This is a genomic window from Flavobacterium aestuarii (assembly GCF_040049115.1).
Classification (GTDB): Bacteria; Bacteroidota; Bacteroidia; order Flavobacteriales; family Flavobacteriaceae; genus Flavobacterium; species Flavobacterium aestuarii.
Genome location: NZ_JBDLZZ010000001.1, coordinates 460,431 through 486,821, shown reverse-complemented (window position 1 = coordinate 486,821; position 26,391 = coordinate 460,431). Strand labels below are relative to the sequence as shown.

23 protein-coding genes are annotated in these 26,391 nt (G+C 35.5%); 8 read left to right on the top strand and 15 right to left on the bottom strand.

The features are described 5' to 3' along the window. Positions 1 to 166: 166 nt before the first annotated feature. From ABEG11_RS01930 to ABEG11_RS01905, 6 genes are all read right to left on the bottom strand, one after another. Positions 167 to 424 (bottom strand): DUF6952 family protein, encoded by a 258-nt coding sequence (locus ABEG11_RS01930; RefSeq protein WP_348822515.1) that lies wholly within the window; start codon positions 422 to 424, stop codon positions 167 to 169. A gap of 104 nt (positions 425 to 528) precedes the next feature. After that, positions 529 to 837 carry a thioredoxin family protein gene (locus ABEG11_RS01925; RefSeq protein WP_348822514.1) on the bottom strand — a complete coding sequence of 103 codons (309 nt, stop codon included), beginning with the start codon at positions 835 to 837 and terminating at the stop codon, positions 529 to 531. A 166-nt stretch (positions 838 to 1,003) separates the two neighbouring features. Further along, on the bottom strand, positions 1,004 to 1,642 hold the full coding sequence (locus ABEG11_RS01920) for a peroxiredoxin (protein ID WP_348822513.1): 639 nt from the start codon (positions 1,640 to 1,642) through the stop codon (positions 1,004 to 1,006). A 121-nt stretch (positions 1,643 to 1,763) separates the two neighbouring features. Next, positions 1,764 to 3,395, bottom strand: a complete 1,632-nt coding sequence (locus ABEG11_RS01915) for a glycoside hydrolase family 3 protein (protein WP_348822512.1) — start codon at positions 3,393 to 3,395, stop codon at positions 1,764 to 1,766. Further along, positions 3,373 to 4,683 carry an MFS transporter gene (locus tag ABEG11_RS01910; protein ID WP_348822511.1) on the bottom strand — a complete coding sequence of 437 codons (1,311 nt, stop codon included), beginning with the start codon at positions 4,681 to 4,683 and terminating at the stop codon, positions 3,373 to 3,375. Before ABEG11_RS01910 ends, ABEG11_RS01915 begins: the two co-directional genes overlap by 23 nt. Positions 4,684 to 4,783: 100 nt before the next feature. Continuing rightward, positions 4,784 to 6,337 (bottom strand): glycoside hydrolase family 10-like protein, encoded by a 1,554-nt coding sequence (locus ABEG11_RS01905; RefSeq protein WP_348822510.1) that lies wholly within the window; start codon positions 6,335 to 6,337, stop codon positions 4,784 to 4,786. 319 nt (positions 6,338 to 6,656) lie between these two features. Here ABEG11_RS01905 and ABEG11_RS01900 point away from each other — a divergent pair, with 319 nt between their 5' ends. Genes ABEG11_RS01900 through ABEG11_RS01890 form a run of 3 tightly spaced genes read left to right on the top strand, consistent with a single transcriptional unit; the run spans position 6,657 to position 8,393 of the window. Then, on the top strand, positions 6,657 to 7,427 hold the full coding sequence (locus ABEG11_RS01900) for an RHS repeat-associated core domain-containing protein (protein ID WP_348822509.1): 771 nt from the start codon (positions 6,657 to 6,659) through the stop codon (positions 7,425 to 7,427). Positions 7,428 to 7,441: 14 nt separating this feature from the next. After that, entirely contained in the window at positions 7,442 to 7,858 is a 417-nt protein-coding gene (locus ABEG11_RS01895; protein WP_348822508.1) for a hypothetical protein, read from the top strand. 13 nt (positions 7,859 to 7,871) lie between these two features. Then, positions 7,872 to 8,393 carry a hypothetical protein gene (locus tag ABEG11_RS01890; protein WP_348822507.1) on the top strand — a complete coding sequence of 174 codons (522 nt, stop codon included), beginning with the start codon at positions 7,872 to 7,874 and terminating at the stop codon, positions 8,391 to 8,393. A gap of 283 nt (positions 8,394 to 8,676) precedes the next feature. On the opposite strand, the gene ABEG11_RS01885 is transcribed toward ABEG11_RS01890, so the two are convergent. Beyond that, a complete protein-coding gene (locus ABEG11_RS01885) occupies positions 8,677 to 9,456 on the bottom strand; it encodes a bestrophin-like domain (RefSeq protein ID WP_348822506.1) in 780 nt (259 codons plus the stop codon). A 465-nt stretch (positions 9,457 to 9,921) separates the two neighbouring features. Here ABEG11_RS01885 and ABEG11_RS01880 point away from each other — a divergent pair, with 465 nt between their 5' ends. Next, entirely contained in the window at positions 9,922 to 11,853 is a 1,932-nt protein-coding gene (locus ABEG11_RS01880) for an amino acid permease (protein ID WP_348822505.1), read from the top strand. Positions 11,854 to 12,220: 367 nt separating this feature from the next. Beyond that, complete coding sequence (gene lpdA, locus ABEG11_RS01875; RefSeq protein WP_348822504.1) at positions 12,221 to 13,624, top strand: dihydrolipoyl dehydrogenase; 1,404 nt, start codon at positions 12,221 to 12,223, stop codon at positions 13,622 to 13,624. Positions 13,625 to 13,686: 62 nt separating this feature from the next. On the opposite strand, the gene ABEG11_RS01870 is transcribed toward lpdA, so the two are convergent. Beyond that, positions 13,687 to 14,064, bottom strand: coding sequence for a DoxX family membrane protein (locus tag ABEG11_RS01870; protein ID WP_348822503.1), 378 nt, complete (start codon positions 14,062 to 14,064; stop codon positions 13,687 to 13,689). Between the two features lie 43 nt (positions 14,065 to 14,107). Continuing rightward, positions 14,108 to 14,503: a DoxX family protein gene (locus ABEG11_RS01865; protein ID WP_348822502.1), complete on the bottom strand. Its 396-nt coding sequence runs from the start codon at positions 14,501 to 14,503 to the stop codon at positions 14,108 to 14,110. 309 nt (positions 14,504 to 14,812) lie between these two features. Between ABEG11_RS01865 and ABEG11_RS01860 the strand changes: the two genes are divergently transcribed. The 3 genes from ABEG11_RS01860 (at position 14,813) to ABEG11_RS01850 (ending at position 19,545) form a co-directional block, all read left to right on the top strand. Further along, positions 14,813 to 16,099, top strand: a complete 1,287-nt coding sequence (locus ABEG11_RS01860; protein ID WP_348822501.1) for an anthranilate synthase component I family protein — start codon at positions 14,813 to 14,815, stop codon at positions 16,097 to 16,099. An 85-nt stretch (positions 16,100 to 16,184) separates the two neighbouring features. Further along, on the top strand, positions 16,185 to 17,495 hold the full coding sequence (gene tilS, locus ABEG11_RS01855; protein WP_348822500.1) for a tRNA lysidine(34) synthetase TilS: 1,311 nt from the start codon (positions 16,185 to 16,187) through the stop codon (positions 17,493 to 17,495). A gap of 7 nt (positions 17,496 to 17,502) precedes the next feature. Next, positions 17,503 to 19,545, top strand: coding sequence for a protein-disulfide reductase DsbD family protein (locus ABEG11_RS01850; RefSeq protein ID WP_348822499.1), 2,043 nt, complete (start codon positions 17,503 to 17,505; stop codon positions 19,543 to 19,545). Between the two features lie 61 nt (positions 19,546 to 19,606). On the opposite strand, the gene ABEG11_RS01845 is transcribed toward ABEG11_RS01850, so the two are convergent. From ABEG11_RS01845 to ABEG11_RS01820, 6 genes are all read right to left on the bottom strand, one after another. Continuing rightward, the gene (locus ABEG11_RS01845) at positions 19,607 to 20,149 is read right to left on the bottom strand and encodes an NADPH-dependent FMN reductase (protein WP_348822498.1); all 543 of its coding nucleotides are present in this window, start codon (positions 20,147 to 20,149) and stop codon (positions 19,607 to 19,609) included. Positions 20,150 to 20,286: 137 nt separating this feature from the next. After that, positions 20,287 to 21,612, bottom strand: a complete 1,326-nt coding sequence (locus tag ABEG11_RS01840) for an ammonium transporter (protein ID WP_348822497.1) — start codon at positions 21,610 to 21,612, stop codon at positions 20,287 to 20,289. 471 nt (positions 21,613 to 22,083) lie between these two features. Then, complete coding sequence (locus ABEG11_RS01835) at positions 22,084 to 23,400, bottom strand: ammonium transporter (protein ID WP_348822496.1); 1,317 nt, start codon at positions 23,398 to 23,400, stop codon at positions 22,084 to 22,086. 297 nt (positions 23,401 to 23,697) lie between these two features. Then, positions 23,698 to 24,774 carry an aminotransferase class I/II-fold pyridoxal phosphate-dependent enzyme gene (locus tag ABEG11_RS01830; RefSeq protein ID WP_348822495.1) on the bottom strand — a complete coding sequence of 359 codons (1,077 nt, stop codon included), beginning with the start codon at positions 24,772 to 24,774 and terminating at the stop codon, positions 23,698 to 23,700. Positions 24,775 to 24,778: 4 nt separating this feature from the next. Beyond that, the gene (locus tag ABEG11_RS01825) at positions 24,779 to 25,795 is read right to left on the bottom strand and encodes a dipeptide epimerase (protein ID WP_348822494.1); all 1,017 of its coding nucleotides are present in this window, start codon (positions 25,793 to 25,795) and stop codon (positions 24,779 to 24,781) included. Positions 25,796 to 25,942: 147 nt separating this feature from the next. After that, entirely contained in the window at positions 25,943 to 26,320 is a 378-nt protein-coding gene (locus ABEG11_RS01820; RefSeq protein WP_348822493.1) for a PH domain-containing protein, read from the bottom strand. Positions 26,321 to 26,391: the final 71 nt, after the last annotated feature.

Genomic DNA, 26,391 nt, shown 5'->3' with positions numbered 1-26,391 from the left:
TCTCCTTGAAAGCTTTGTCATAAATTTTGCGCACTTGTTTCATAAGTTAAAAGTAAGATTTATTCTTAACTTTTTGTGCTCGCTAAGTTAGCATGTCCATTTCCTTTAAGACTAATAAAAAACACGTTCGGTAAAAGAACGTGTTTTTTGAAATGCTTATAATTTTTTATTTATCGATAGACCCTAAAACCCGTTTCATGAACGCATTAAGGGCTTCTTTTTTGTCAGTTCCCTGCTGTATCATTTTGTGAACTTCAATGGCGCCATACATGTTCGAAATTAATTCTCCTATAACATCTAATTCCTCGTCTTTCAATGAAGGGATTTCAGTCATAGCTTCCAGTACTTCGATGGTTTCGATAACATAATCCTGATCGTTTTCTTCAATGAACTGGGTTAAGTGTTTTATAACGGGTAGCTTCATGTTTTGTTGTTTATTTGTTTAATCGTTTATGCGTTAATTCGTTTATTCTTTTGTAAATGATTTATTAGTACATTAAACGAATCAACGATTGACCGACTTAACGGTTAAACTATCTCATTAACCAATTCGATCAAAACTTCCTGCTTATTAGTCTGGGTTTCGTTTACTAGTTTTCCGTTTACAAAAGTGGCGAAAGTAGGCAGGTTGCTTACATTAGCCAGTTTTCTGGATTCAGGAAAATTTTCGGCATCAACCAAAACAAATGAAATATTTTCGTTTTCTGAAGCCAGTTTTTTGAATTTTGGTTTCATGATTCGGCAGTTACCGCACCAGGAAGCCGAAAACTGAACAACCACTTTCTCATTCTGAGCCACAACGGTTCCTAATGTATCTTCGTTTAATTCGATTAGCATAATTTTAAAATTTCAATATCAATTTTAATGTCAAAAATCAATTTTTTAGAAGATTGATATTTGAATTTAAATTGAAATTATTGTTTGAATTTTGAAGTGAATTTTGAATTTCAATGGCAAAGTCAGGATTGAATATTGAAATTGCCATTGAAATTGTTATTGCAGATTAGTTTAAGCTTAAATATTCTGCAGTACTTTTTCTGTCAGCATTCATCGCTTCTTTACCAGCTTCCCAGTTTGCAGGACAAACTTCACCTTTAGTCTGGATGTGTGTGTAAGCATCAACCATTCTTAAATATTCGTTTACGTTACGGCCTAATGGCATATCGTTTACGCTTTCGTGGAAGATTTTTCCAGTTTCATCGATTAGGTAAGTAGCTCTGTAAGTTACATTTGAACCTTCAATGATTACTGAATCAGTATCTTCGCTGTAGCTTGTAGATTCGATATCAAGAATACCTAAAATGTTAGCTAAATTACGGTTTGTATCCGCTAAGATTGGATAAGTTACACCTTCGATTCCGCCATTGTTTTTTGGAGTATTTAACCATGCAAAGTGTACTTCATTTGTATCACAAGAAGCTCCGATTACAATTGTGTTTCTTTTTTCAAATTCTGGCAATGCAGCCTGAAAAGCGTGTAATTCTGTTGGACATACAAAAGTGAAATCTTTTGGGTACCAGAACAAAAGTACTTTTTTGTTATTGTTTACTGCTTCTTCAAAGATGTTGATTTTTAAATTATCACCCATTTCTGAGATAGCGTCTACTGCAATGCTTGGGAATTTTTTACCTACTAATGACATATTTATTAATTTTAGTTATTTAAATTTTTATTGTTGCAAATATAAGGCTGACATTTAGTGATAGTAAATAAGTTTTTATTATAAATATTTATTAAGCAATAATATTGGGTTATGGTATTTTTTAAATCACTGAAATTGAAATAGGTAGGCTTCCTTTTCCTTTTTTGTCTTCTAATAATTGTTCGGCGGCACTCTCTTGAAATTCTTTGAAGTCTTGATACATTTCGACAATTCCAATGGTTTTTTCCAGATTTGGAATCACCTGCAATGCATAGGGATTGCCAAAAACATAAAGCACACATTTTTTGGTTTCAAACAGCTGGCCTAAAAATTCCAAAACACCATCTTCTAAGTCAAAGTTGTTAAGCGGTTTTGCTTTGGGTACAAATAAGGAAATCAATATAGTATCAAAGGGATTGAGATCTTCTTTTATATTTGTATACAGTAAATCGTCAGCATTCTCTATATCATATTCCGGAGAGGGCAGAAAAGTGCCTAATTTTTGAAAAAATGGATTTTCAATTGTTTTATAAACGCTCAGTTTAGCCAGACGCTCTCTGTTTTTTGCATCAAAAAGAAGAATGGAACTGTTTTTGTCTTTGATTTCGGTAATGCAATAGTCTGCAATTTTACGATTCAATTGGGAACTGATCTCAAAATCAAAATCCTGGCCAGCAGCTGTATCTGCTTCAAAAAGACCAGCTTTCTGCTTGCATTTCATGATACGTTCTAAACTGGCTTCAATGCGTTCGGATGAGGCATTTTTTAGAATCTCCTGAATGCCTTCGGCTACGTTTTCGGCAAAGCAGAGCACATCATTGCCAGCATTAAAAGCTTCCCATTCTAATTGTCCTTTGTTCTGATAGAGTTTAGAAACACTATGCATATTTAAGGCATCCGAAATTATCAAGCCATCATAGCCTAAACGCTTCCGCAAAAGTGACTCGATAATGTTTTTTGATAACGTAGCAGATGTTTCCTTTCCATCATTCAAGGCAGGAACTGCCAAGTGGCCGATCATAATTGAATCGACTTGATTTTCAATGCCTTTTATGAAAGGAATTAATTCGTTTTCGAGCAGCTGCTCTAAATTTTCTTCCAAAACAGGCAGCCCCAAATGTGAATCGACACTCGTATTTCCATGCCCTGGAAAATGTTTCAAGCATCCCAGAATCCCCACATCCGACATGCCTCTAAGGTATTCTAAGGCATATTGTGCAACTTTTTCTTTATTGGAACCAAATGAGCGATAGCCAATTACAGGATTATTAGGATTATTGTTGATATCGGCCAAAGGTGCTAGATTATAATGAATTCCTGCCGATTTTAAGTCCAATCCAATCTGTTTGCCTACTTCATATACCAGATCGATTTTTCTTTCGGGCAGTGCGCCAAGAGTAATGGCATAGGGATACTGAGGTGTTTTTTCGACGCGCATTGCTAAGCCCCATTCGGCATCGATGCTCATTAATAGGGGAGTAGCAGCACATTTTTGATAGCGTACTATTAAATCCTTTAAGCGCTGAAAACTGTCATCGTTAAATTCTACTTTTTTCTTAGACTCATAATTGGTAGCAGCACTGGCTCTGCTGTGAAAAAAAGTCAATCCGCCAATGTTGTAATCCCTGATTAAGCGTTCTGTTTCTTGAATGTTTTCCTCAGTATCATTAATGAAAACGGCAGGAAAAAAAAATTGCCCTATTTTTTGTTCTAATGTCATTGTCTGCAGATTAAGCTTCTGTTTTCTTTCCATAATCTTTTGGAAAAACTAAAAATCGCGATAGAATTATACCTGGAATAGTGGCTAATAATACCCAGATAAAAAAGTTGCCATAGCCCAGATATTGCTGGATATAACCGCTTAACATGCCAGGGAGCATCATTCCTAATGCCATAAATCCAGTTGCAATTGCATAGTGAGATGTTTTGGATTCTCCCTCAGCCACATAAATTAAGTACATCATAAAACCAGAAAACCCAAACCCATACCCGAATTGCTCAATGATTACTACCGCACAGGTGTAGGCATTAAGGGATGAATCTATTGCAAAATATTTTAAATTCAAATGCACATAGATGAGTTCTTCTGGCTGAAAATGGGCTAGCAGTATAAATCCAATAATAGGCAGATGCATAATCAGGATCATAGGCAATAGCCATTTAGTCAGCCCATGTCTGGAAATTGCAATACCGCCTAAAATACCGCCAATAGTAAGCGCAATAAGCCCGAAAGTGCCATAAATGATACCGACATCTTCGGTTCTTAAACCCATGCCTCCAATGACTGTTTTATCAACTAGAAAAGGAGTAAGCATTTTCAGTAATTGCGATTCTCCTAAACGGAACAAAAGAATGAAAGCAAGGACTATTCCGATTTGTTTTTTCTTGAAAAAACTGGCAAAAACAGTGGCGAAATTTTTTTCTTCCTCTTTTCCTTCCGTAATAGGCTGCTCCGTTTTTGGAGTAGCAAAATAATTGTAAATCGTTAAAAAACACATTACTAATCCAACAAAAATCATTGTATAGGACCACGCTTGCTTATTATCGCCAAATTGATCTTCCAGATAGCCAGCCAACAGAATAATCAGTCCGTTTCCAGTGAGCATCGATGCTCTGTAAAAAGTACTTCGGATTCCCAAAAAGAAAGATTGCTGCTCTTTTTCCAGAGCCAGCATATAAAACCCGTCGCTCGCTACATCATTGGAAGCCGAAGCAAACGCAGCAACCCAGAAAATAGCTAAGCTCAACATGAAAAAATGGTTGGTTGGAATAATAAAACCTACAATTAAAAAGGCAATTGAAATAAATAACTGCATCGCTAGAAACCATTTTCGTTTAGTTCCGTGCAAATCAATAAATGGACTCCATAAAGGTTTTATAACCCAAGGCAGATACAATAAGCTGGTATAAAGTCCGATGTCTTCATTGCTGATCCCTAGATTTTTATACATTAAAACCGAAACGGAAATAATAATCACATATGGAAATCCTGAAGCAAAATTCAATAACGGAATCCAATACCAAGGCTTGTTGTTTTTCATTTTTCAGGGCAGGTTATGGTGTTGATAATTGTTTAATCGTTTAATCGTTTAATCGTTTAATTGTTTAATCGTTTAATGTTTTATAGTTAGCATTTAAACTTTACTTCGTTTGTGTTTCAACTTCCAGATCAATCACAGTTTCGGGGCTTTCATTGGCATAATAATCAACAAAAGTAAAGGCAAGAGTGGCTTTGTCATTCATTTTATATATTGGCACTTCTATGCTGAATTCATTATTTTCTTCATAAACGGCTGCCTTTTCGATGATTTGGCTTGGGTCATTAATATTTATTTTTGACGCATTTTTTGCTGTATACACTACAATATAGCGTACTTTGGCAAGCTGCTGCGGTTTCTGAAATGAAATATAATAACTTGCCGTGTCCTTAGTAATCGAATTGATAATCAGTTTTTCGGATATTGTTTTTTTAAAATTAGGAACAGGTAACGGCAAAGCAGGATATTTGTACTGGTTCTCTTTTAGATATTTAACCACATCCTGATTTTTATTGATAAACCATTTGGCACTAAAAAAACCATTTCCCTGTACATTTGGATAGTTGCGCGTGAGGTCAATCTGATTCGTAATTTCGTACATGTTATTCCAGTGTTTGTCAGAATCGGCTCTTATTTTATAGGAACTGTTTCCAATATATAAGGCAGTATTGGCAGGTACATTCTCAGACCACCATTTCATCAATTTGGCATACGAAGCTGTCTTGTGGTCAATACTCCAATACAATTGCGGAATAATATAATCGATCCAGTTGTTATTCATCCAGTCAACTGGATCGGCAAATAGATCATCATAATTGGTTTGCCCTGATTGCGTATCGGAACCTTTTGGGTCAATCGATTTGTTGCGCCAAACCCCAAACGGGCTGATGCCAAACTGCACCCACGGTTTCAGTTTTTTGATTCCAAAAGAAATATTTTTGACAAAATTCGTGACATTCGAACGTCTCCAGTCTTCGAGAGAAAGCCCGTTGCCATACTTTTGATACGATGCGGTATCATTAAACTCAAGTCCTTTGATTTTGTACGGATAAAAATAATCATCAAAATGGATAGCATCAATATCATATTTTATAACTACTTCTTCAACAATGGCGGTCAAGTGTTTCTGCACTTCGGGCAGGGCAGGATTGTAATAATATTTGCCACCATATTCAATCATCCAATCACGATGTTTGTTGTAGTCATGATCGATGCTTAGGACATCTGTTTTTAAATCCATAGTAGCGCGGTACGGATTCATCCAGGCATGAAATTCAAATCCACGCTCGTGACTTTCTTCGATCATCCATTCAAGAACGTCATAATCAGGATTTGGGGCTTTCCCTTCACTGCCGGTCAGGTAACGGGACCAGGGCGCTAATATCGTTGGGTATAAAGCATCGCCTACAGAACGAATCTGTACCACAACTGCATTGTAATTGAGTTTTTGATACGTATCTAAAATCTGAATAAAGTCAGTTTTTTGTTTCTCTACTGAATCCCAGCTGTTTTTAGGCCAGTCAATATTAACAACTGTTGCAATCCAGACAGCTCGAAATTCGTTTTTAGGATGCATCTCTCTCCTTTGGGCAAATCCAATGATAGTAGAAAACAGCAGAAATATAGTGGGGTATAATAAGGATTTCTTTATATACATTATTTATTCTTTTTTATAAAGGAATCAAAAGTAGTTTTTTTAGCCAAGTTTATTAAATTAATTGCTAATAAAATTTGGATTGCTGCAGGTGTTTTACAAAATCATTAGTAGTGCGCCTGATCCAGCTAGTCGCTGTAGCCCTCCATTAAACCCCTTTTTTTACTAGCCATTACAGGAGCTTCCTTTGGTCGCTCTGTACTGGCAGTAAAAAAGAGTGTTTTAATTATCGGGGCTGTCGCTTCTATCTGGGGCGGGAGGGAGTGATGAATAGGTTTTGAATCTGGTTACCTAAGCTCTGCCAAAAAAAAGTCTTTAGGTTTTGTGTGTTGGAATACAAAGAGAACATTATATTTTTGGAAGCAGCCGACTAGATTTAGAAGAAAAAAAACTGGAGGTTTACAATAGCAATAATACAGCTTCTTATACACCTGCTGTTCAAACAAATTTTCTATTTTTGATTGGTGATAAACGTTTTGAATTAAGCAATTACTTAGGGAATGTATTCTCTGTAATAAGTGACAAAAAAATACCTACGGCCACTGCAGGCGTTTTTAGCCCAGACGTTCTTAGTTATAGTGATTATTACCCCTTTGGGATGCTTGTACCTAACCGTCATGCGGATAGTTATACGTATCGTTACGGATTCCAAGGGCAGGAGATGGACAACGAATTAAAGGGAGAAGGGAACTCGCTTAATTATACTTTTAGGATGCACGACCCAAGGATTGGAAGGTTTTTTGCTATTGACCCTTTATTTAAGGACTATCCTCATAATTCTCCGTATGCATTTAGTGAGAACAGAATAATGGATGCTGTAGAATTAGAAGGACGTGAAGCTTTTTTTATTCATGGTACAATAATAAGTGGGCTTGGTATATTTATGTTTGAAAAAAGAAATATGATTGTTGAAAAACTACCAACCATTTTAGGAAATAACACTAAAAATATCGATTTTAGATGGAGTGGAAGCAATAATGACGAAGCAAGACACTTAGCGGCAGAACAATTGGTAGAGCATGTTTTGAAGAACAGAAAACCTGGCGAACCAATTTCTCTTATAGGTCATAGTCATGGTGGTAATGTTGCATAGAAGCAGCAAATATTTTGATAAAAAAACATAATATACAACCTAATGAGATAAAGATTGTAGCATTAAACACTCCAAGAGAAAAAGATATGACTTTAAAAAATTCAGATGTAACATTGTATTCAATTAACGGGAGGGGAGATTTAATTCAGCAAATAGGTAGTGATTATGCTTCTCCATACACAATCCCGCAAGAAAATGTAGATATAACTATATTTTATGATGACAAAGTTAAAAGTGATATACCTCATTTTTTTGTTGATGTAAATCATATTGAGCCAGATGATGAAAATGTCCCTCAATGGCTACCAAAACTAAGGGAGTCAATTGATAAGCTAATGAAAGATAAAGCTCTTCATGATAAAAGACTTGAAGAGCATAAGAAAGCCAACCCATATGACTATCTAGATGAGAATAAAGAAACCCATAAATAGAAATGAGCGAGTTATGAAGAAATATTTTTTTATATTGATTGTTTTTGTTTGCTTTTCATGTATAAGAGAAAGAAAGTGCAATATTATTCCTATCACATTAGAAGAGATGAACACAAAAAAAATTAAAGGAGATTTTATTTTTAAAAGTGAAAACGGGAAAATAGATACTTTATTATTAATTGACGATTATGATATTTTGAATAATAAAGAAATTAAATCACCAACAAATTATGTGAGATGTAATCATTCAATCGGTTTTGATTATTTATCTAAAAATAAAAATGGTATTATCAAAATAAGTCTAAAAAAAAACGAAGATAAGGAGTATACATTTTCAGTAGTGGGTTTTTGTATCGACAAGGATTTTAAAATGACCGAAAATGAGGTCGTTAAAGATTCGTTGTTTATTATAAAAGTTAATAGTTGTGAGAATTCAAATTTTAAAGAATTAGCATTTAGAAGATTTAATATTGAATATTTTATCACTCAAAATGGAGATGTTTGGAAACCAATAAAGTTTATACCTAAGAAATGAAAAAGTAGAGATTAACTTTTCAATTTCTCTAATCTTAAAAATTAGATAAGAATTAAACCTAATACTGGATATGATTCTGGTATTAGGTTTTTTCTTTTAATAAATATGCTCAGGTACTCTTTATAAAGCTTTGAGATACATAACAGGATTCTGGATTCTGCTTATCGTAGATTTTGAGTATCAACGGCTCAGATATATCAAACGCAGTGATAGCGAAAATTATGCCGCATAGTTTAGCTAATAATGTCGAATAACTCCTGCAGATCAAGAACCTATACAAAAATCACTCAAAATTCTTCCTCAAATCTATTATGTTCTGATTGGGCACATCCAGATTTACGAAGCCTCGCCGGGGTCTGTCCAGATCCAGTGTAAATAAAACGACTAAAGAGACCAGCAGGCAGAAACCGATTTGAACCAGCCAGTCAATTTTGCCTTTGCGCCCTTCCGAATAGCCACTGTAAAAAGCACTGATCAAAGCCAGAAAAAACAGCATAATCAAGATGCTTTCAGGAACTTTTGCTTTTTCTCCCGCAAGACGCGAGCTGGTTACATCAATCATGGCGTTCAATGCGGGAATCATCTGCTGTGTAGCCGCTAAATTGGCTGGGTTTTTAGATAATCTGCATGCCCTGTTCCATAATTTTGCTGATATTTCCTGTGATAGGCTGTCTGCCTTTAAAATTCCTTTGACATCAGTGCCTGCTTCAAAATAGGATATTCGGGTTTCTACATATTCTTTAAAATCTTTGCGGAATAAAGCTCTTGTCGAATCTGGATATAAATCACTTCGCAATATGGCGGTTCCAATGTCATTTGCTTCCTCGATAACAATTTTTCTTCGGGAATCATAGCGGTCGCCACTCATGCCAAATGTAAAGGCCAGCAGGAAAAAAAGCAATGCAATAAGTCCCGACGTTTCAGGCAGTTTTTTTTCTGATGGCTTTTTTTTCTGAATATAATTTCCTGTAAACTTTCCAGCAAAAGTCGAAATAAGCATTAATATAAAGAGCAGCAGAGCAATTACCCATGCCTCGGTCTGATTTAGCGTACTTATATGCATTATGGTTTTATTTAAGGGGTGAAGTTATGATTTAGCACACTAATTTAATTAAAAAAACAAAAACACATGTGTTTACATTGTTATAATTCAGTCATTTAATTTTTTTGTTTTGGATAATAGATAACTAATAGATCAGCTTTTGTCATTATTTTTATCAAAAGAGGAGATTCAACAGATTTATAACAATATAAAATTAATTAAGATTTATAATTTTTGTCATTTCGTGTTTAACTTTTTAATCTTGCATATCAGAATTTATTTTGTTTAAACGCGATACTTTAGTATGTATTTGACTTATTTTTTGTTTTAAAAGTGAAATATACTTTTTATGTCCTAATATTGTAAAAAATTGGAATCTGGGTTTTAAAGATTAAATTTGCTTTATATTTGATTTTTATTTGCAGAAAAGAGAATATAGAGGCATAAAAACCGCAACTTATTAGTTTTAACGATAAAATTTATAGCATGGCATTAAAGGGACTTTTTAGAAAAAAAACAGTTCAGGATATTTTAAAGCAGGTCGAAAAAAATAATCTAGAGGGGCATGAAGCTTTAGGGAAACATTTAACTACAAAAGATCTGACAGCTTTTGGTATTGCAGCGATTGTTGGTGCCGGTATTTTCAGTACTATAGGAAAAGCGAGTTTTGACGGAGGGCCAGCTGTAATTTTTCTGTTCTTGTTTACTGCTATTGCCTGTAGTTTTGCTGCTTTTGCTTATGCCGAATTCGCTTCAATGGTTCCGGTTTCGGGGAGTGCCTACACGTATTCGTATGTAGCTTTTGGAGAATTAATTGCCTGGATTATTGGCTGGGCACTGATAATGGAATATTCGGTGGGGAATATAACTGTTGCTATTTCATGGAGCGATTATTTTACAACACTGCTTTCCAGCGGAGGAATACATTTGCCACAATGGGTGCAAATGGATTATTTAACTGCTTCGAATGGTTTTAAGGACGCCACCGCCTTGATGGAAGGAGGGAAGTCTTTTGAAAATCTGAGTGCAGGAATGCAAGATTCTTATTCTGCATGGACTACTTCGCCTGTTATTGGTTCTTTTCACTTTGTTGCCGATTTGCCTGCTTTGTTAATTATTGTACTAATTACAGCCTTGATTTATAGGGGAATGAAAGAATCCCGAAATGCCAGCAATATTATGGTTGTTGTTAAACTTTGTATTGTATTATTGGTAATTGCTGTTGGAATTTTTTATGTAGACACAACAAACTGGCATCCGTTTGCACCCAATGGAGTGTCTGGAGTTCTAAAAGGAGTTTCGGCGGTATTCTTTGCTTATATTGGTTTCGACGCTATTTCGACCACTGCCGAAGAGTGCAAAAATCCGCAGCGTGATTTGCCAAGAGGAATGATGTGGGCAATTATTATATGTACTATTCTTTACATCGCTATTACATTAGTACTCACAGGAATGGTGACTTATGATAAATTGAATGTGGGCGATCCATTGGCTTTCGTCTTTGATCAATTGGATTTAAAATGGATGTCGGGAATTATTGCCGTAAGTGCTGTAGTAGCTATGGCTAGTGTTTTATTGGTTTTTCAAATGGGACAGCCGCGTATCTGGATGAGCATGAGCCGTGACGGATTGCTGCCAAAAAAATTCTCTAACGTACATCCAAAGTTTAAAACGCCATCTTTTGCAACAGTGGTGGTTGGTTTTGTTGTTGCTGTGCCTGCATTGTTTATGAACCTGACTATGGTTACCGATTTGTGCAGTATAGGAACTTTATTTGCCTTTGTACTGGTTTGTGCGGGAGTTCTGGCTTTGCAGAACAGAACTGATATCCCGAGAGGGAAATTCAAAACGCCGTATATCAATTCAAAATTTATTTTTCCAATATTGATTGTCGCTGCTCTTGTTTTGGCTTTTACGTACAACAAAAAAGCTACTATGGATTTTATTACCAATGAAACAAAAATCAATGATTCGGAATTTATAATTACGTCTTTGAACAAAGAAGAAACCCAAAAAGTGTATGATTATCTGTTAAGTATTGAAGGTAAAGGTGCCGATGTTAAAGGTTTTGACGCTGAGCATTTGCTGAGCCAATATCAGGAAGATGATGCGAAATATGCTAGTGTAGTTGCTGGTTTGCCAATTTCGGATTCTATAAAATACGAAAGCGGTTTTGATTTATTCAAACATAAAATACCCATGTGGATTTTCCTGATCGTTATTGTTGGACTGGTATTTTGGTCTTGGAAAGAGAACTTATCCTTGATTCCGCTTTTGGGCTTGATCTGCTGTTTGTACATGATGGCAGAATTAAGTGTTTGGAACTGGATTTATTTCGGAATCTGGTTAATTATTGGGCTGATTATTTATTTTGGTTTCAGCCGCAAAAACAGTAAACTGAATTTAGATAGAGACTAGTTTTTTTAAGAATATAGATAATAGAGGAAAGAAAATAGACTTTATCTCTAAAAAAAATATAAAGACAATTACAAAAACGCCACGGAAAATATTTATCTGTGGCGTTTTTTATTTTTTGAGAATCGTTTCTCATAGATTATTGCAAAGATTGTAATGTAAAGCGGGACAACTGCTGCTATGAAAAAACAAATTGCTGTTCCAAAAAATCATAACGAACCAGTTTATCGAATTTGGTTGAGTTATTTAAAGGGTTTGCGGGGAATCCTTGAAGAAATCGTTATAATTCGAACAAAAAACCTTGAAATTTAAACTTTAAACAAAACTTTATTCCTTAATTTTGCAACACTAAAAATAAAAATCATACACTATGAGTTCATTTGACGTAGTCATTATAGGTTCAGGGCCAGGCGGATATGTTTCAGCTATCCGTTGTGCACAATTGGGTTTCAAAACAGCGATTATAGAGAAATATTCAACTTTGGGCGGAACTTGCTTAAATGTAGGCTGTATTCCATCGAAAGCTTTGTTGTCGTCTTCGCATCACTATGCTGAAATCAAACATTTTGCTGATCACGGAATTGAAGTTTCGGGAGATGTGAAAATCAATCTGGAAAAAATGATTGCGCGCAAGCAAGCAGTTGTAGATCAGACATCGGGAGGAGTTAATTTCCTGATGGAGAAAAATAAAATTACTGTTTTTAATGGTTTGGGGTCTTTTGTGGATGCGACTCACGTTGCTGTTGCAAAAGCGGATGGAACATCTGAAACTATTGAGGCTAAAAATATCATCATTGCTACCGGTTCTAAACCATCGTCTTTGCCTTTTATCAAAATCGACAAAGAAAGAATCATCACTTCGACTGAAGCTTTGGCACTTAAAGAAGTTCCGAAACACCTTGTTATCATTGGTGGTGGTGTGATTGGGATTGAATTAGGTCAGGTGTATTTACGGTTGGGAGCTGCCGTTTCGGTTGTGGAATTCATGGACAGAATTATTCCTGGAATGGACGGTGCTTTGTCTAAAGAATTGACTAAGGTATTGAAAAAACAAGGGATGAAATTCTATACTTCGCACAAAGTACAATCGGTTGAGCGTAAAGGTGATGCTGTAATTGTTCAGGCTGAAAATGCAAAAGGTGAAGTGATTACTCTGGAAGGAGATTATTCTTTGGTTTCTGTTGGCCGTCGTCCATATACTGATGGATTGAATGCTGATAAAGCTGGAGTTAAAATTTCAGACAGAGGACAAGTAGAAGTGAACGATCATTTGCAGACTTCGGTTCCAAATATTTATGCAATTGGTGATGTGGTTCGTGGAGCGATGCTGGCTCACAAGGCGGAAGAGGAAGGAACGATGGTTGCTGAAATCTTAGCGGGTCAAAAACCACATATTGATTATAACCTGATTCCTGGTGTAGTTTATACTTGGCCAGAAGTTGCTGCTGTTGGCCAGACAGAAGAGCAATTGAAAGCGTCTGGTGTAGAATATAAAGCAGGAAGTTTTCCTTTCAAAGCCTTAGGACGTGCCCGTGCAAGTGCCGATCTTGATGGTTTTGTGAAAATTCTTGCTGATAAAAAAACGGATGAAGTTCTTGGTGTACACATGATTGGTGCAAGAACAGCCGATTTGATTGCTGAAGCGGTTACTGCAATGGAATACAAAGCTTCAGCCGAAGATATTTCGAGAATGTCACACGCGCATCCAACATTTGCAGAAGCGGTAAAAGAAGCTGCTTTGGCCGCAACAGATAATAGAGCTTTGCACGTGTAATTGTAAAGTTTTGAAAATAAAAAACCGATAGGATTTTACTTCTATCGGTTTTTTTGTGGATTTTAGTTAGCGGTAAATAATCCTTTGTAGCTATCCCATCTGCTGTAAATCAGGAAAATATTTCCAACTAGCAAAAAGACTGCTGCAGGAATACCATCGGGAGCTAAACAAATGTGCGTAAAGAATATATTTACTGAAATTGGCATCAAGATGATATTTGCAATTTTATTAAATTTCCCCGTTATGTAAGCTATTCCGCAAAGCAATTCAATCGTTTTTACTAATGGCATTAAGTAACCGGATGCTTTGAGTCCGTCATTAAAAGTTTTCATATCTCCTGTCAGAGGAGGTTCTGGAAACAGATGAAAAAAATAGCTTATTGAAGCAAATAATAATAGTAATCCAATTAGTGAACGAATGATAATGGCTGCGATTCTCATATTTAGCAGGTTTTTTTTATGATGGTTTTTTAATGAGTATTTATTAGTCAAAATGCATAACTGATTTTCGGTCGAACAGATGTTTGTAGCTTTTCCAATGGGCGTAGAATAAAAATAAATTACCTAAAAAAATGAATAAGGCAAGAGGTAATCCGTTGGGGTTTAAAAAGAAATCAATGAATAATATATTTGTAGTTAACGGTAAAATAATGATATTGCTTAAGACTACATATTGACCTAAGAGATATGAAATCCCGCACAATAAAATGATTGTTTTAATCAAAGGCATTAAATAGACCGAAGATATTAATCCTACATGGAAAGCTTTGAAGTTTTCTGTGCTTTCAAGTTCTGGAACTAAGTTAAAAAAATAGGCTAATGACATACTGATTAATATTATGCCAATTACAGTACGGATAAAGAAAGTAGCAGTTTTCATATATATTTTTTTTGTTGGTTAAATGTTTAAGTGATTGCTCAAGGCTACGAGCTGCTATTGCCTTATTCATCCATTTACCATTGATAGTTTTCAGAGGCCGAAAACTAAATCCTCGTCTTATGTACTACAAATTTAGTTAATTTTTTTATTATTATTTATTTTTGAATTGGTTTTATTGTGAATAATATCTTTAAATTGAATATGCAATGATTTTTTTATTAATCAGAATATTGAAAAATGGAGTAAGATGTAAAATTCTTGAGAAACCCTATTTTTATTGTAATTTTGAAATCCATAAACTGATTATTTTTGAGAACTTCCATTTATAAATTTATTGAAGACCCGATTGCTTTCAAGCAGCAGCTTGTAGGGTGGGGACAGCAATTTCGCGAAATAGCTTTTTTGGACAGCAATTCATTTTCAGATGAATATTCCAGCTTTGACTGTATATTGGCAGCTGATGCTTTTACATCAATAAAAACTGATTTCCATAATGCTTTTGAAGATTTAAAACAATACCAGCAGACTGCCAGGGATTGGCTTTTTGGTTATATGGCGTATGATTTAAAAAATGATGTTGAGCATTTGGAATCTAAAAATTTTGACGGTTTGGGTTTTGCTGATTTATTCTTTTTTCAGCCTAAAAAATTATTCCTTTTAAAAGGAAATCAGCTCGAAATTCAATATCTCAATATGTGTGATGATGAAGTTGAAGATGACTTTAGACAGATAGCCGATTGTCAAAATACAAGAACCGAAAATCATAAGGCAATAACCATTGAGCAGCGAATTTCTAAGCAGCTTTATTTGGATAAAGTTTCAAGATTATTAGAACACATTCATCAGGGAGACGTATATGAAGCTAATTTCTGTATGGAGTTTTTTGCCCAAAATACCAAGATTAATCCTTTGGAAAAATTCCTGAAGCTTAATGAAATTTCGCAAGCGCCTTTTACTGTTTTTTTTAAGAACAATAAACATTTTTTACTTTCGGCTTCACCAGAACGGTATTTGAAAAAAGATGGAGAAAATCTTATTTCCCAGCCGATAAAAGGAACCTCAAAACGTTTCGCCGATCCAGTTGAAGATGAAATATCTAAAAATAATCTGGCTCAGGATCCAAAAGAAAAAGCCGAAAATATCATGATTACCGATTTGGTCCGTAATGATCTGTCGCATACAGCCCAAAAAGCAACGGTTGAGGTTAAGGAACTTTGCGGTATTTATTCGTTTTTGCAAGTGCATCAGATGATTTCGACAATCACCTCCAAAATGGATCCAAAATATGTGGCAGCAGATGCACTTAGAACTACATTTCCTATGGGCAGCATGACAGGTGCCCCTAAATATGCGGCAATGAAAATCATTGAGGAATTAGAGGAAACCAAACGTGGGCTATATAGTGGTGCTGTTGGATATTTTTCGCCAAATGGGAACTTCGACTTTAATGTAGTTATTCGCAGTATTTTGTACAACGAAGAGCGTCAGTATGTGTCTTTTTCGGTTGGAAGCGCCATAACTTCGCTGTCAATTCCAGAAAAAGAATACGAGGAATGTCAGCTTAAAGCAAAAGCAATGCTTCAGGTTCTGCAGTAATATTGATCTAATTGATTTAAATAATAATCAGTATTTTTGAAAGCAGGTTATTTTGTAATCATATTCAACCCATCAAGAGCTATACATGAAAGATTTATTTCAAAATCATATTGAAAAAAAACTTCCTTTTTTAAATAAAAAAAAACTGCTGCTTGCCGTGAGCGGAGGCTTGGATAGTATGGTTTTATTGCATTTGTTTCAGGAATTGCAGTTTAATATTGCAATTGCACATTGTAATTTTCAGCTTCGCGGTGCGGAAAGTTTTGGCGATCAGAAATTTGTTCAGGATTATGCAGATGCCAATGCAATTCCAATTTATGTAACTCAATTTGATACTAAGGCTTTTGCCAAGGATTATAAGTTGTCTACGCAGGTAGCCGCCAGGGAGTTGCGTTATAATTGGTTTTATGAACTGCTGGAGGTCGAAGAATTTGATTATTTGCTTACCGCGCATCACGCCGATGACAGTTTAGAGACTTTTTTAATCAATTTAACCAGAGGAACAGGTTTAGAAGGTTTGACTGGAATTCCAGCTCAGAATGATAAAATTGTCAGGCCATTGCTTTTTTTAAACCGAAGCGAAATTGATGATTATGCCAAAGAGCATGGTATTAAGTGGCGGGAAGACAGCAGCAATGCTTCGGATAAATATGTAAGGAATAAAATCCGCCATCATCTGATTCCAATTTTGAAAGAGCTGAATCCTAATTTTATGGCTTCATTTCTGAAAACAGAAAATTATCTGCAGCAATCACATTCTATGGTAGAGGATGCAGCAATAATGGTGTATCAGCAAGTGGCTCGGGAGGCAGATGATCAAATTCATTTCGACCTGAACAAGCTATTACAGCTGCCAAATTATAAATCCTATCTGTACCAATGGCTGAAAGAATTTGGCTTTACCGCCTGGGATGATATTTATGATCTTGTTACTGGACAATCGGGGAAGCAGGTGTTTTCCCTTGGCTATAGGCTCTTAAAAGATAGAGGATTTTTAATAGTGAGTCCTATTGGTCAGGAAGAAAGCCCAGAGCAATTTCTGATTTCCGAAAATCAGCTGGAAGTTAATATTCCCTTAAAATTAAGGTTATGCAAAGTGTCTGACATTTCTATTGATGCAAATAAGGCTATATTTGTGGACGCTGATCAGCTCGAGTATCCTTTGGTAATTCGAAAGTGGAAAACTGGAGATATCTTTATGCCTTTTGGGATGGGTGGCAAGTCCAAAAAAGTGAGTAAGCTTTTTAAAGATGAAAAACTATCATTGATTGAAAAAGAAAACACATGGATTTTGTGTTCGGGAAATCAAATAGTCTGGGTGATTGGTATACGCGCCGACAATCGATTCAGGACAGTCAGCACAACAAAAAACATACTTAAAATTGAATTAATTTAATATTATAATGAAGAAACTGCTTTTTATACTTTGTGTTTTCTTAGCTTTTACCAAAGTAAATGCTCAGGTTCTGGATCCTGCAAAATGGACAACAGCAATCGAAAAGAAATCGGAAACTAATTATATTTTGACTTTTAATGCTGTAATCGAAAAGGATTGGCATATCTATTCGCAATTTACGCCAGATGGAGGTCCATTGCCTCTGGAAATCATTTTCAAGGATCAAAGAGGAAATTTTGATTTGGTAGGCAAGGCCAAAGAAAGCAAAACCTCTACTGCTTTTAATGATGTCTTTGGTGTAAATGAAACTTTTTTCCACGATAAGGCTCAAATTCAGCAAGAAATAAAGATTATAAATCCTAAAGTTACAGCTATTCAGGCTGAGCTGAATTATCAAATCTGTAAAGAAGTCTGCATTAATCTGGAAAAGAAATTTACTTTTAAAATACCAGGTGCAGCAGTATCCGCAGCAGCTAATACTGCGGTTGAAATAGTCCCGGAAGCAGTTACAGTAAAGGATGGTACTCAAATTGATACTGTAAATAGTACTCCAGTCAAGGTTGAAAAAAATGTTCCTGTTGTAACAGCAAAATCAGTAGAACAGCCAAAAACAGATTTGCCTAAAGGTTCCGAAAGAGGGCTGTGGTCCATTTTCTTTATTGCTTTTTTCTCGGGCTTTGCCGCTTTGTTAACGCCTTGTGTGTTTCCAATGATCCCAATGACAGTAAGTTTTTTTACAAAGCAGAGCAAAAATAAAGCTAATGGAATCAGAAAAGCTATTATTTATGGAATTTCAATTATTTTGATTTATGTACTGTTAGGATTTGTTGTTACTTGGATTTTTGGAGCCGATGCGCTGAATGCTTTGTCAACCAATGTCTATTTCAATATCATATTTTTTATTTTATTGGTTATTTTTGCAACTTCATTCCTAGGTGCTTTCGAGATTATGCTGCCTAACTCATGGGTAAATAAAGTAGATAGCCAGGCTGATAGAGGCGGAATAATTGGTATTTTGTTTATGGCATTAGCTTTGGCTATTGTTTCTTTTTCATGTACTGGGCCTATCGTAGGTACACTTTTAGTTGATGCTGCTTCCAAAGGAGGTATCGCGCCTATAATTGGAATGTTTGGGTTTTCACTGGCACTGGCATTGCCTTTTATGCTTTTTGCTATGTTTCCGGGCTGGCTGCATTCTTTGCCTAGATCTGGCGGATGGTTAAATACAGTTAAGGTGTTTTTAGGATTTTTAGAATTGGCTTTGGCTTTTAAATTTTTGTCAAATGCAGATTTAGTATTGCAGTTGCACTTGCTCGAGAGAGAAGTATTTTTAGTCATCTGGATTGCTATTTTTGGAGTTTTGGCTTTTTATTTATTTGGAAAAATAACTATGCCTCACGATAGTCCGCTATCACATATTTCGGTTGGAAGGTTATATTTAGGTTTATTGGTTCTGTCTTTTACAATTTATCTGATACCAGGACTTTGGGGAGCACCACTAAAATTAATAAGTGCATTTCCTCCGCCAATGGAATATAGCGAAAGTCCGCTTGGAGTAGGAGGTTCTAATGTGGTAAATACTACTTTGCCTGAAGGAGCAAAATCAGGTCCTCATCAAATTGCCGTTTTTGATGATTATGACAAGGGGCTTGCTTATGCCAAAACTGTGAATAAGCCAATAATGCTCGATTTTACTGGACATGCGTGTGTAAACTGCCGAAAGATGGAAAACAATGTCTGGTCCGATAAAAGTATACTTCCATTACTTAAAAATGAAGTGGTATTGATTTCTTTGTATGTAGATGATAAAAGGGAATTACCAAAAAGTGAACAGTTTACATCTAAATCTACTGGCTCCGAAATAGAAACTATAGGGGATAAATGGACAGATTTTATGATTTCGAAATACAATACAAATACACAGCCATTGTATGTTTTGACTGACTTGCAAGGAAATAATCTGAATGAAAAACAGCCAACAATAAGTTATGTGAGTGTTGAAGAATATGAAGCATGGCTGAAAGAAGGTCTTTCTAATTTTAAGAAGTGATTTTTTGGGACAATGAAAAAAAAACAATCCATCAAAGACTAAATGTTTTTGGTGGATTTTTTTATGAATCAGCCATTGTCAATGTTTTAAAGGCATTGATAAATTGTAGAAATTGATCTTTTGTTTTGCTGTCAGATAATTGTCCTTGGCTGTTGATTTTTCCTTTCGCGCCTTGTATCAATAAAGTGGTTTTGCTTGTAAATTTAGCCATCAAGGTTTTCATAATGAGCTGCAGTTCTTCATGCGCTTTTTTGCCACTTGCAGATGCTGTTATAATTCCAGTTGGCTTATCTGAGAAAACAGTTGTAGTTACACACCATTCAATTGCATTTTTCAACCCGCTTGGAATGCTGAAAATATATTCCGGTGTGCAGATTAGTATGGCATCTGCTTTTTCAATACTGTTTCTAAAATCAATAATTACTTTTGGAGGTTTGTTTTCCGAAAGGCCAGGATCAAAATGAGGAAGTGATTTCAATTCCTTAAAAACCGTGCAGATCCAATACTCATTTGTCATATTGATAAAAATATCAATCAGTTTTTCGTTTACTGAATTGCTGCTGGCACTTCCAATTATTATAAAAACATTTTTTTTGTCGTTCATTATATTGTCAATGATTTCTATGCTTATGGTTTTAGCTAAGATAACTCTTTGACCAAAAGGTACAATCAATTATGGAATAAAAAAAAACACTCTAGAAAATGATTCTAGAGTGTTAATTGAATATTTTGAATTAAATTTTACAAGAATTCTCCATGTTGAGAGATATCTAATCCTAATTCTTCTTTTTCTTCAGTTACTCTAAGCGGAGTAATTTTATTTACAATGAAGAATAAAATATATGATGCTGTGAATGCAAAGATGGATACAATTACTAATGCTTTTAATTGTGTTAAAAACAAAGTAGCGTCACCAAATATTAAGCCCTGGTTGTCACCAACAATTGAGTTTACAGATTTTGATGCGAAAACACCAGTTAAAAGCATACCAACCATACCGCCAACTCCGTGACAAGCAAATACGTCTAATGCATCATCGATTTTTCCTTTAGGGAATTTGCTCACAACAAGGTTGCTTATGATACTAGCGATAATACCAATTGCCATAGCATGAGGAATGGTTACAAATCCAGCTGCAGGTGTAATTGCTACTAATCCTACTACAGCACCAATCGATGCTCCCATTGCTGAAAGTTTGTGCCCCATGATTTTATCAAGGAATACCCATGCCATTGCAGCAGCTGCAGCAGCTACAGTTGTAGTTCCTAATGCTTGTGCAGCAAGGCTTCCGGCTCCTACAGCAGATCCTGCGTTGAAACCAAACCATCCAAACCATAATAATGCAGTTCCTAATAATACATAAGTAATACGTGCTGGGTTTGTTTTTTGTACTTTTCTTTTTCCTAAGAACATAGCTCCGGCCAATGCTGCCCAGCCTGCACTCATGTGTACTACTGTTCCTCCAGCAAAATCCAATACTCCCCATCCGAAGAATAATCCATCAGGATGCCAAGTCATGTGGCATAATGGAGCATATATAAATAATATAAATAATATCATAAATAATAAGTAAGCCCAAAAACGAACTCTTTCTGCAAAAGCTCCTGTAATCAGAGCAGGAGTAATAATTGCAAATTTTGCCTGGAATAAAGCGAATAAAATAAATGGGATAGTTGGTGCCAATTCCCAAGCAGTGTTAGCGCTTACTCCGTTAAAAAGAAAATTAGAGCTTGGATCACCGATTAAACCTCCAATTGAAGGTCCAAAACAAAGCCCAAATCCAATTAAAACCCATAATATGGTTACTATAATCATAGCCATATAGCTTTGTAGCATTGTACTGATAACGTTCTTTTTTCCTACCATTCCGCCATAAAAGAATCCAAGGCCTGGAGTCATTAATAATACAAGGGCAGTGGCTACAATCATCCATGCAGTGTCTCCAGTGTCAATTTTTAATTCAACGACATGAGCTCCTAACTTTGGTGATTCAACAAGAAAATGAATTGAAAAAATGGATAATACCAAGACTGTGATTAGTGTCACACTTAAAATAATTTTTCGCATAGTTTTTGATTTTAATTTTTTATAAATGTATCAAATGATTTAATACCCTCCAAAATTTATGGGGTACTATGGTTATTTTTGTGAATTTTTTATTTACAACTATGGTATTTTGAGGGGTGTTTAAAATTTTTAATAAAAACAAAGAATGTGTTAACGCAATTTTAAGTTTTTTTTAAGTTTTGTTCGTAGATTATTAACTTATTTAAGAAATTACCGATTGTTTTAACAGTTGAACGACTCTTTTATTAATGAATGCTTAAATTATTGCACAAAAGTATGCAGCTGCTAATAGTTGCATTTTAATTTTTAATGAGACGAAATGAGTTTATTCAGATAAAAAGATGTGCGTTTCTGATTTAGGTTTAATTGATATTTAGTGACAGGATTGCATAGGTTTTATGTTAAATTTTTGTGCAAAAAAAAACACCCTAGATTAACTTAGGGTGTTTTGTAATATAATTGAAATGAATTTTATAGATATTCTCCGTGCTGCGAAATATCTAATCCTAATTCTTCTTTTTCTTCAGATACTCTTAGGGGAGTTATTTTGTTTACTATGTAGAAAAGAAAATACGACATTGCAAAAGCGAATATTGATACTCCTGCTAAAGCAATTATTTGATGAATGAATAATTTAGTTTCGCCAAAAGCAAGTCCCTGATCAGTTACAAGGGGATTGATATCTTTGGAAGCAAAAACACCGGTGAGTACCATGCCTACCATTCCTCCAACTCCGTGACAGGCAAATACATCTAGAGCATCATCGATTTTAAACTTATGGAATTTACTAACTGTTATATTGCTTATTACACTTCCTATAATTCCCATTGTAATGGCATGTGGCATACTTACAAAACCAGCTGCTGGAGTAATAGTTACAAGTCCAACAATAGCACCAATACAGGCTCCCATGGCAGAAAGTTTGTGTCCCATGATTTTATCAAGAAACACCCAGGTCATTGAGGCTACAGCAGCTGCAACGGTAGTTGTTCCTAAAGCTTGTGCGGCAAGTCCATTGGCTCCCATCGCTGATCCTGCGTTGAAGCCAAACCATCCAAACCACAGCAATCCTGTTCCTAATAATACATAAGTAATCCTTGCAGGTGTTGGTTTTGGTGATTTGCGTTTTCCAAGAAAGATAGCTCCTGCCAGTGCTGCCCATCCGGCACTCATGTGAACTACAGTTCCTCCAGCGAAATCTAAAACCCCAAAGTTAAATAAAAGCCCATCTGGATGCCAGGTCATGTGACATAATGGTGCGTATACAAATAGTATAAATAAAACCATAAATAAAAGATAAGCCCAAAAACGGATTCGTTCAGCAAATGCTCCTGTTACAATAGCTGGAGTGATAATTGCAAATTTGGCTTGAAATAGTGCAAATAATAAAAAAGGAATTGTTGGAGCTAATTTCCATGAAGAGCCAATTCCTACTCCTTGAAAAAAGATGTATGGTATAGGGTTTCCAATTACACCTCCAATTGAAGGCCCAAATGACAAGCCGAAAGCTATCAGTACCCATAAAACAGTTACAATAATCATAGCCATAAAGCTTTGAAGCATGGTGCTGATTACGTTTTTCTTGCCAACCATTCCGCCGTAAAAGAAACCTAATCCAGGCGTCATAAGCAATACAAGTGCTGAGGCTACAATCATCCATGCGATATCTCCAGTATCGAATTTTGAAATTTCGGAAATGTTTGTTGTGTGGATTGTTAAAAAGTAATTAGAGAAATAGGATAATACCAAAATTGTGACAAGAATCACGCTTAAAACTATTTTTCGCATTTTATTGGATTTTATTTTTTTATGCAAAAATAAAAAATCATTTTAAACACCCTGTTAAAAAGGGAGGGTATGTGTTATTTTTGTCATTTTTATATTTTGACTCCTTTAAAATAGGGGTGTGGGTTGTAAAAATGACTTTAAAATAACAATAATTTAATATATATGCTTTTTTGATTTGTAAGTCAACATGAAATATAAGCAAATTGTAGGTGATAACTTTAATTTCTTTAAAAGTAGTTATTTGGCGTTATAAATCAAATAAGATTTTGGTGTATTGTTATAAAAATACATTAGTAATTAAAGAACAAATAGAATATCACCTCCTAAGTCTGAACCAGAAGTTAGCTGCGTAAAAATATTCAGCTGCTGTATCATTCTATCCAAATCGGTTGTGGTGTGATGCGCACTAATTACAATACGGCTCAATTTCCCTGAAGCAGTCGGATATGGAAACGAAGTCGGAATAATATTGTTTTCCAAAAGCATCTGCAGTAATTCTTCCTGATCAAAATAAATAACGGGATATGTGGCAGTAAATGTCAAAGCTTCATTAGGCGTTAAATTTTTTGAAACATAATTCAGATTTTCACTTAAAGCTTTTCTTTGTACATCATAAATAGATTGTGCTTTTATAAATGTTTCTAAAAAAGCAGGATTCATGCCAGATGCTCCAATAAAATTCTGCTGTTTTTTTATTGCTTCTATAAATTGAAAATCACCAGCTATAAATCCCCCAGTGAGTCCTGCAGCTTTTCCTAATGATGCAATGGTTATTTTTTGATGTAGGCTTGGAAGCTGATATTGGTTCAAAACGCCTTGACCGTGTTCTCCCAGCAATCCAAAACTATGAGATTCATCCAGCAATAGAGTGATAGTTGTAGACTTTGGAATGTCTTGTAAAATGCTTAAATCAATTGGGTTAACGTCTAATGACGGAATAGCATCGGCGACAATCCCAATTCTGGTTACGGAAGAATCCAGAAGAAAAGGATTCAGTTTTCCGTTTTGAATAAGCGGTAATGACGATGGATGCATCAAAGCGGGATGTGTACTCGGGAAATGAAAAAGCAGATCGGTAGAATGCTGTAACTGTTCCAAAGCCAGTTTCCCTGCAAGCATACCCGATGAAACAGTAACTGCAGAATCTGTGCCTATTTGCTTTGCCAATAAATCCTCGGCTGTTTTGTAAATCTCCAATTGAATATTGGCAGAACGGGAACTCCCGTAACTGGTTCCCCATTTTTGAAAACTTTTCAGCATTATCTCCTGAAACTCGGGCAGGGTAGTAACTCCTAAATAATTGGTACCGCCAAAGTACAGGAATTCTTCTCCGTCTTTGTAAAATACTCTATTTGGAATCTCGTTTACCTGCATTGGATTAGTGTTTTATTAACGAAGCTCCAATACCATTCGAATCAGCATAATGAACAATTCCGTCTGTAATTGTAACGCCGGTCGCAATATCCTCAGAAAGGAGTAAAGCACCGTCCATGTCTACATAATCCAGTTCTGGTAATAAATGTGCAATAGCCGAAATCCCAACAGTAGATTCTGTCATACAGCCCACCATAGTTTTCATACCGTATTGCTTAGCCTCGGCAATCATTCTTCGGGCAGGAGTAAGGCCACCGCATTTTACCAGCTTTACATTTACACCGTGAAAATGATTGTGGCATTTGGCTACATCCTCTTCTATAATACAGCTCTCATCGGCAACAATTGGCAGAACCGAGTGTTTGAAAACTTCCTTATGTGCCGCCCATTGATCAGCTTTCATTGGCTGTTCCAAGAATTCAACACCTAATTTTTTCAAAGCAACAGCATTATTGATCGTTTCGGTAACGGTCCATCCACAGTTGGCATCAATCCGGAAACGGGCATCGGTATGTTTACGCAATTCGGTAACAATAGCAATATCATCTTTGGTGCCTAATTTAATTTTATAAATCGGCCACGGCATTTCTTTTAGTTTCATCACCATTTTATCGATTTTGTCAATCCCTATGGTGTAATCGGTTTTAGGATTGTGCAAAGGAGAATTTCCCCAAAGCTCATATAGCTTTTTACCTTTTTTCTTAGCAAATAAGTCATTGTAAGCCATATCCAAGGCACATAAAGCAAACATATCATCCTTTAATAAAACCGAAGCACTGTCCCAAAATTCCTCAGGAGTTTCATCGTTATGAGATTCTATAAATGGAATAATTGCTTCCAGATTGGCTCTCATACTATCGACAGTAATATTATAATACGGATTTGAAGTTGCCTCACCAAAGCCCGAGAATCCATCACTCTGCAGTTCTACAATAAGTGTAGGCTGTACATCGTGTGACTCTCTCGAAATCGTAAAAGTATGCTTTAATTGAAGCTTGAATGTGCGGATGATTATTTTCATGTACGTAGGTTTTTTTAGAAAAGTGAGCAGAGAATATAGAAAAAAGAAAATAGAATAAAGAGCAAGGTTACTATTTCGCAACCCAAAAAATCTATATTCTATACTCTTTTTTCTAATATCTTAATACTTAATTCTCGATACTTAATACTACTTTAAAATATGCTGGCTCAAGATCTGATACACTTCGTTGATATTATTTCCGCCTTTGCCAAATTGTTTGGAAATAGGAGCATCTTCACCGGAGAGCCAAATCTTCAATTCGGCATCCATGTCTATGATTCCGGCACTTTCTTTAGAGAATTTTTTAATGGACGAATACGGAATCGAAAGATAATCCACTTTGCTTCCCACCAATTGTTTTTCGACCAAAATCAGTCTTTTATTGGTGAAAACAAACATGTCCTTAATTACTTTATATCCTTTTTCGATTCTTTCGCCTTCAATCAGTAAAGGTTCAAATTCCTTCGAAAGATTTTCAAGATTTACTTCAGATGCATTGCCCAGAATGGCATTAAATAGTCCCATGAGATTCTCTTTAAATTGTGAAAATCAAATTTAAAGATTTTACTTGTCACAGCATTATAATTTAGTGCAAA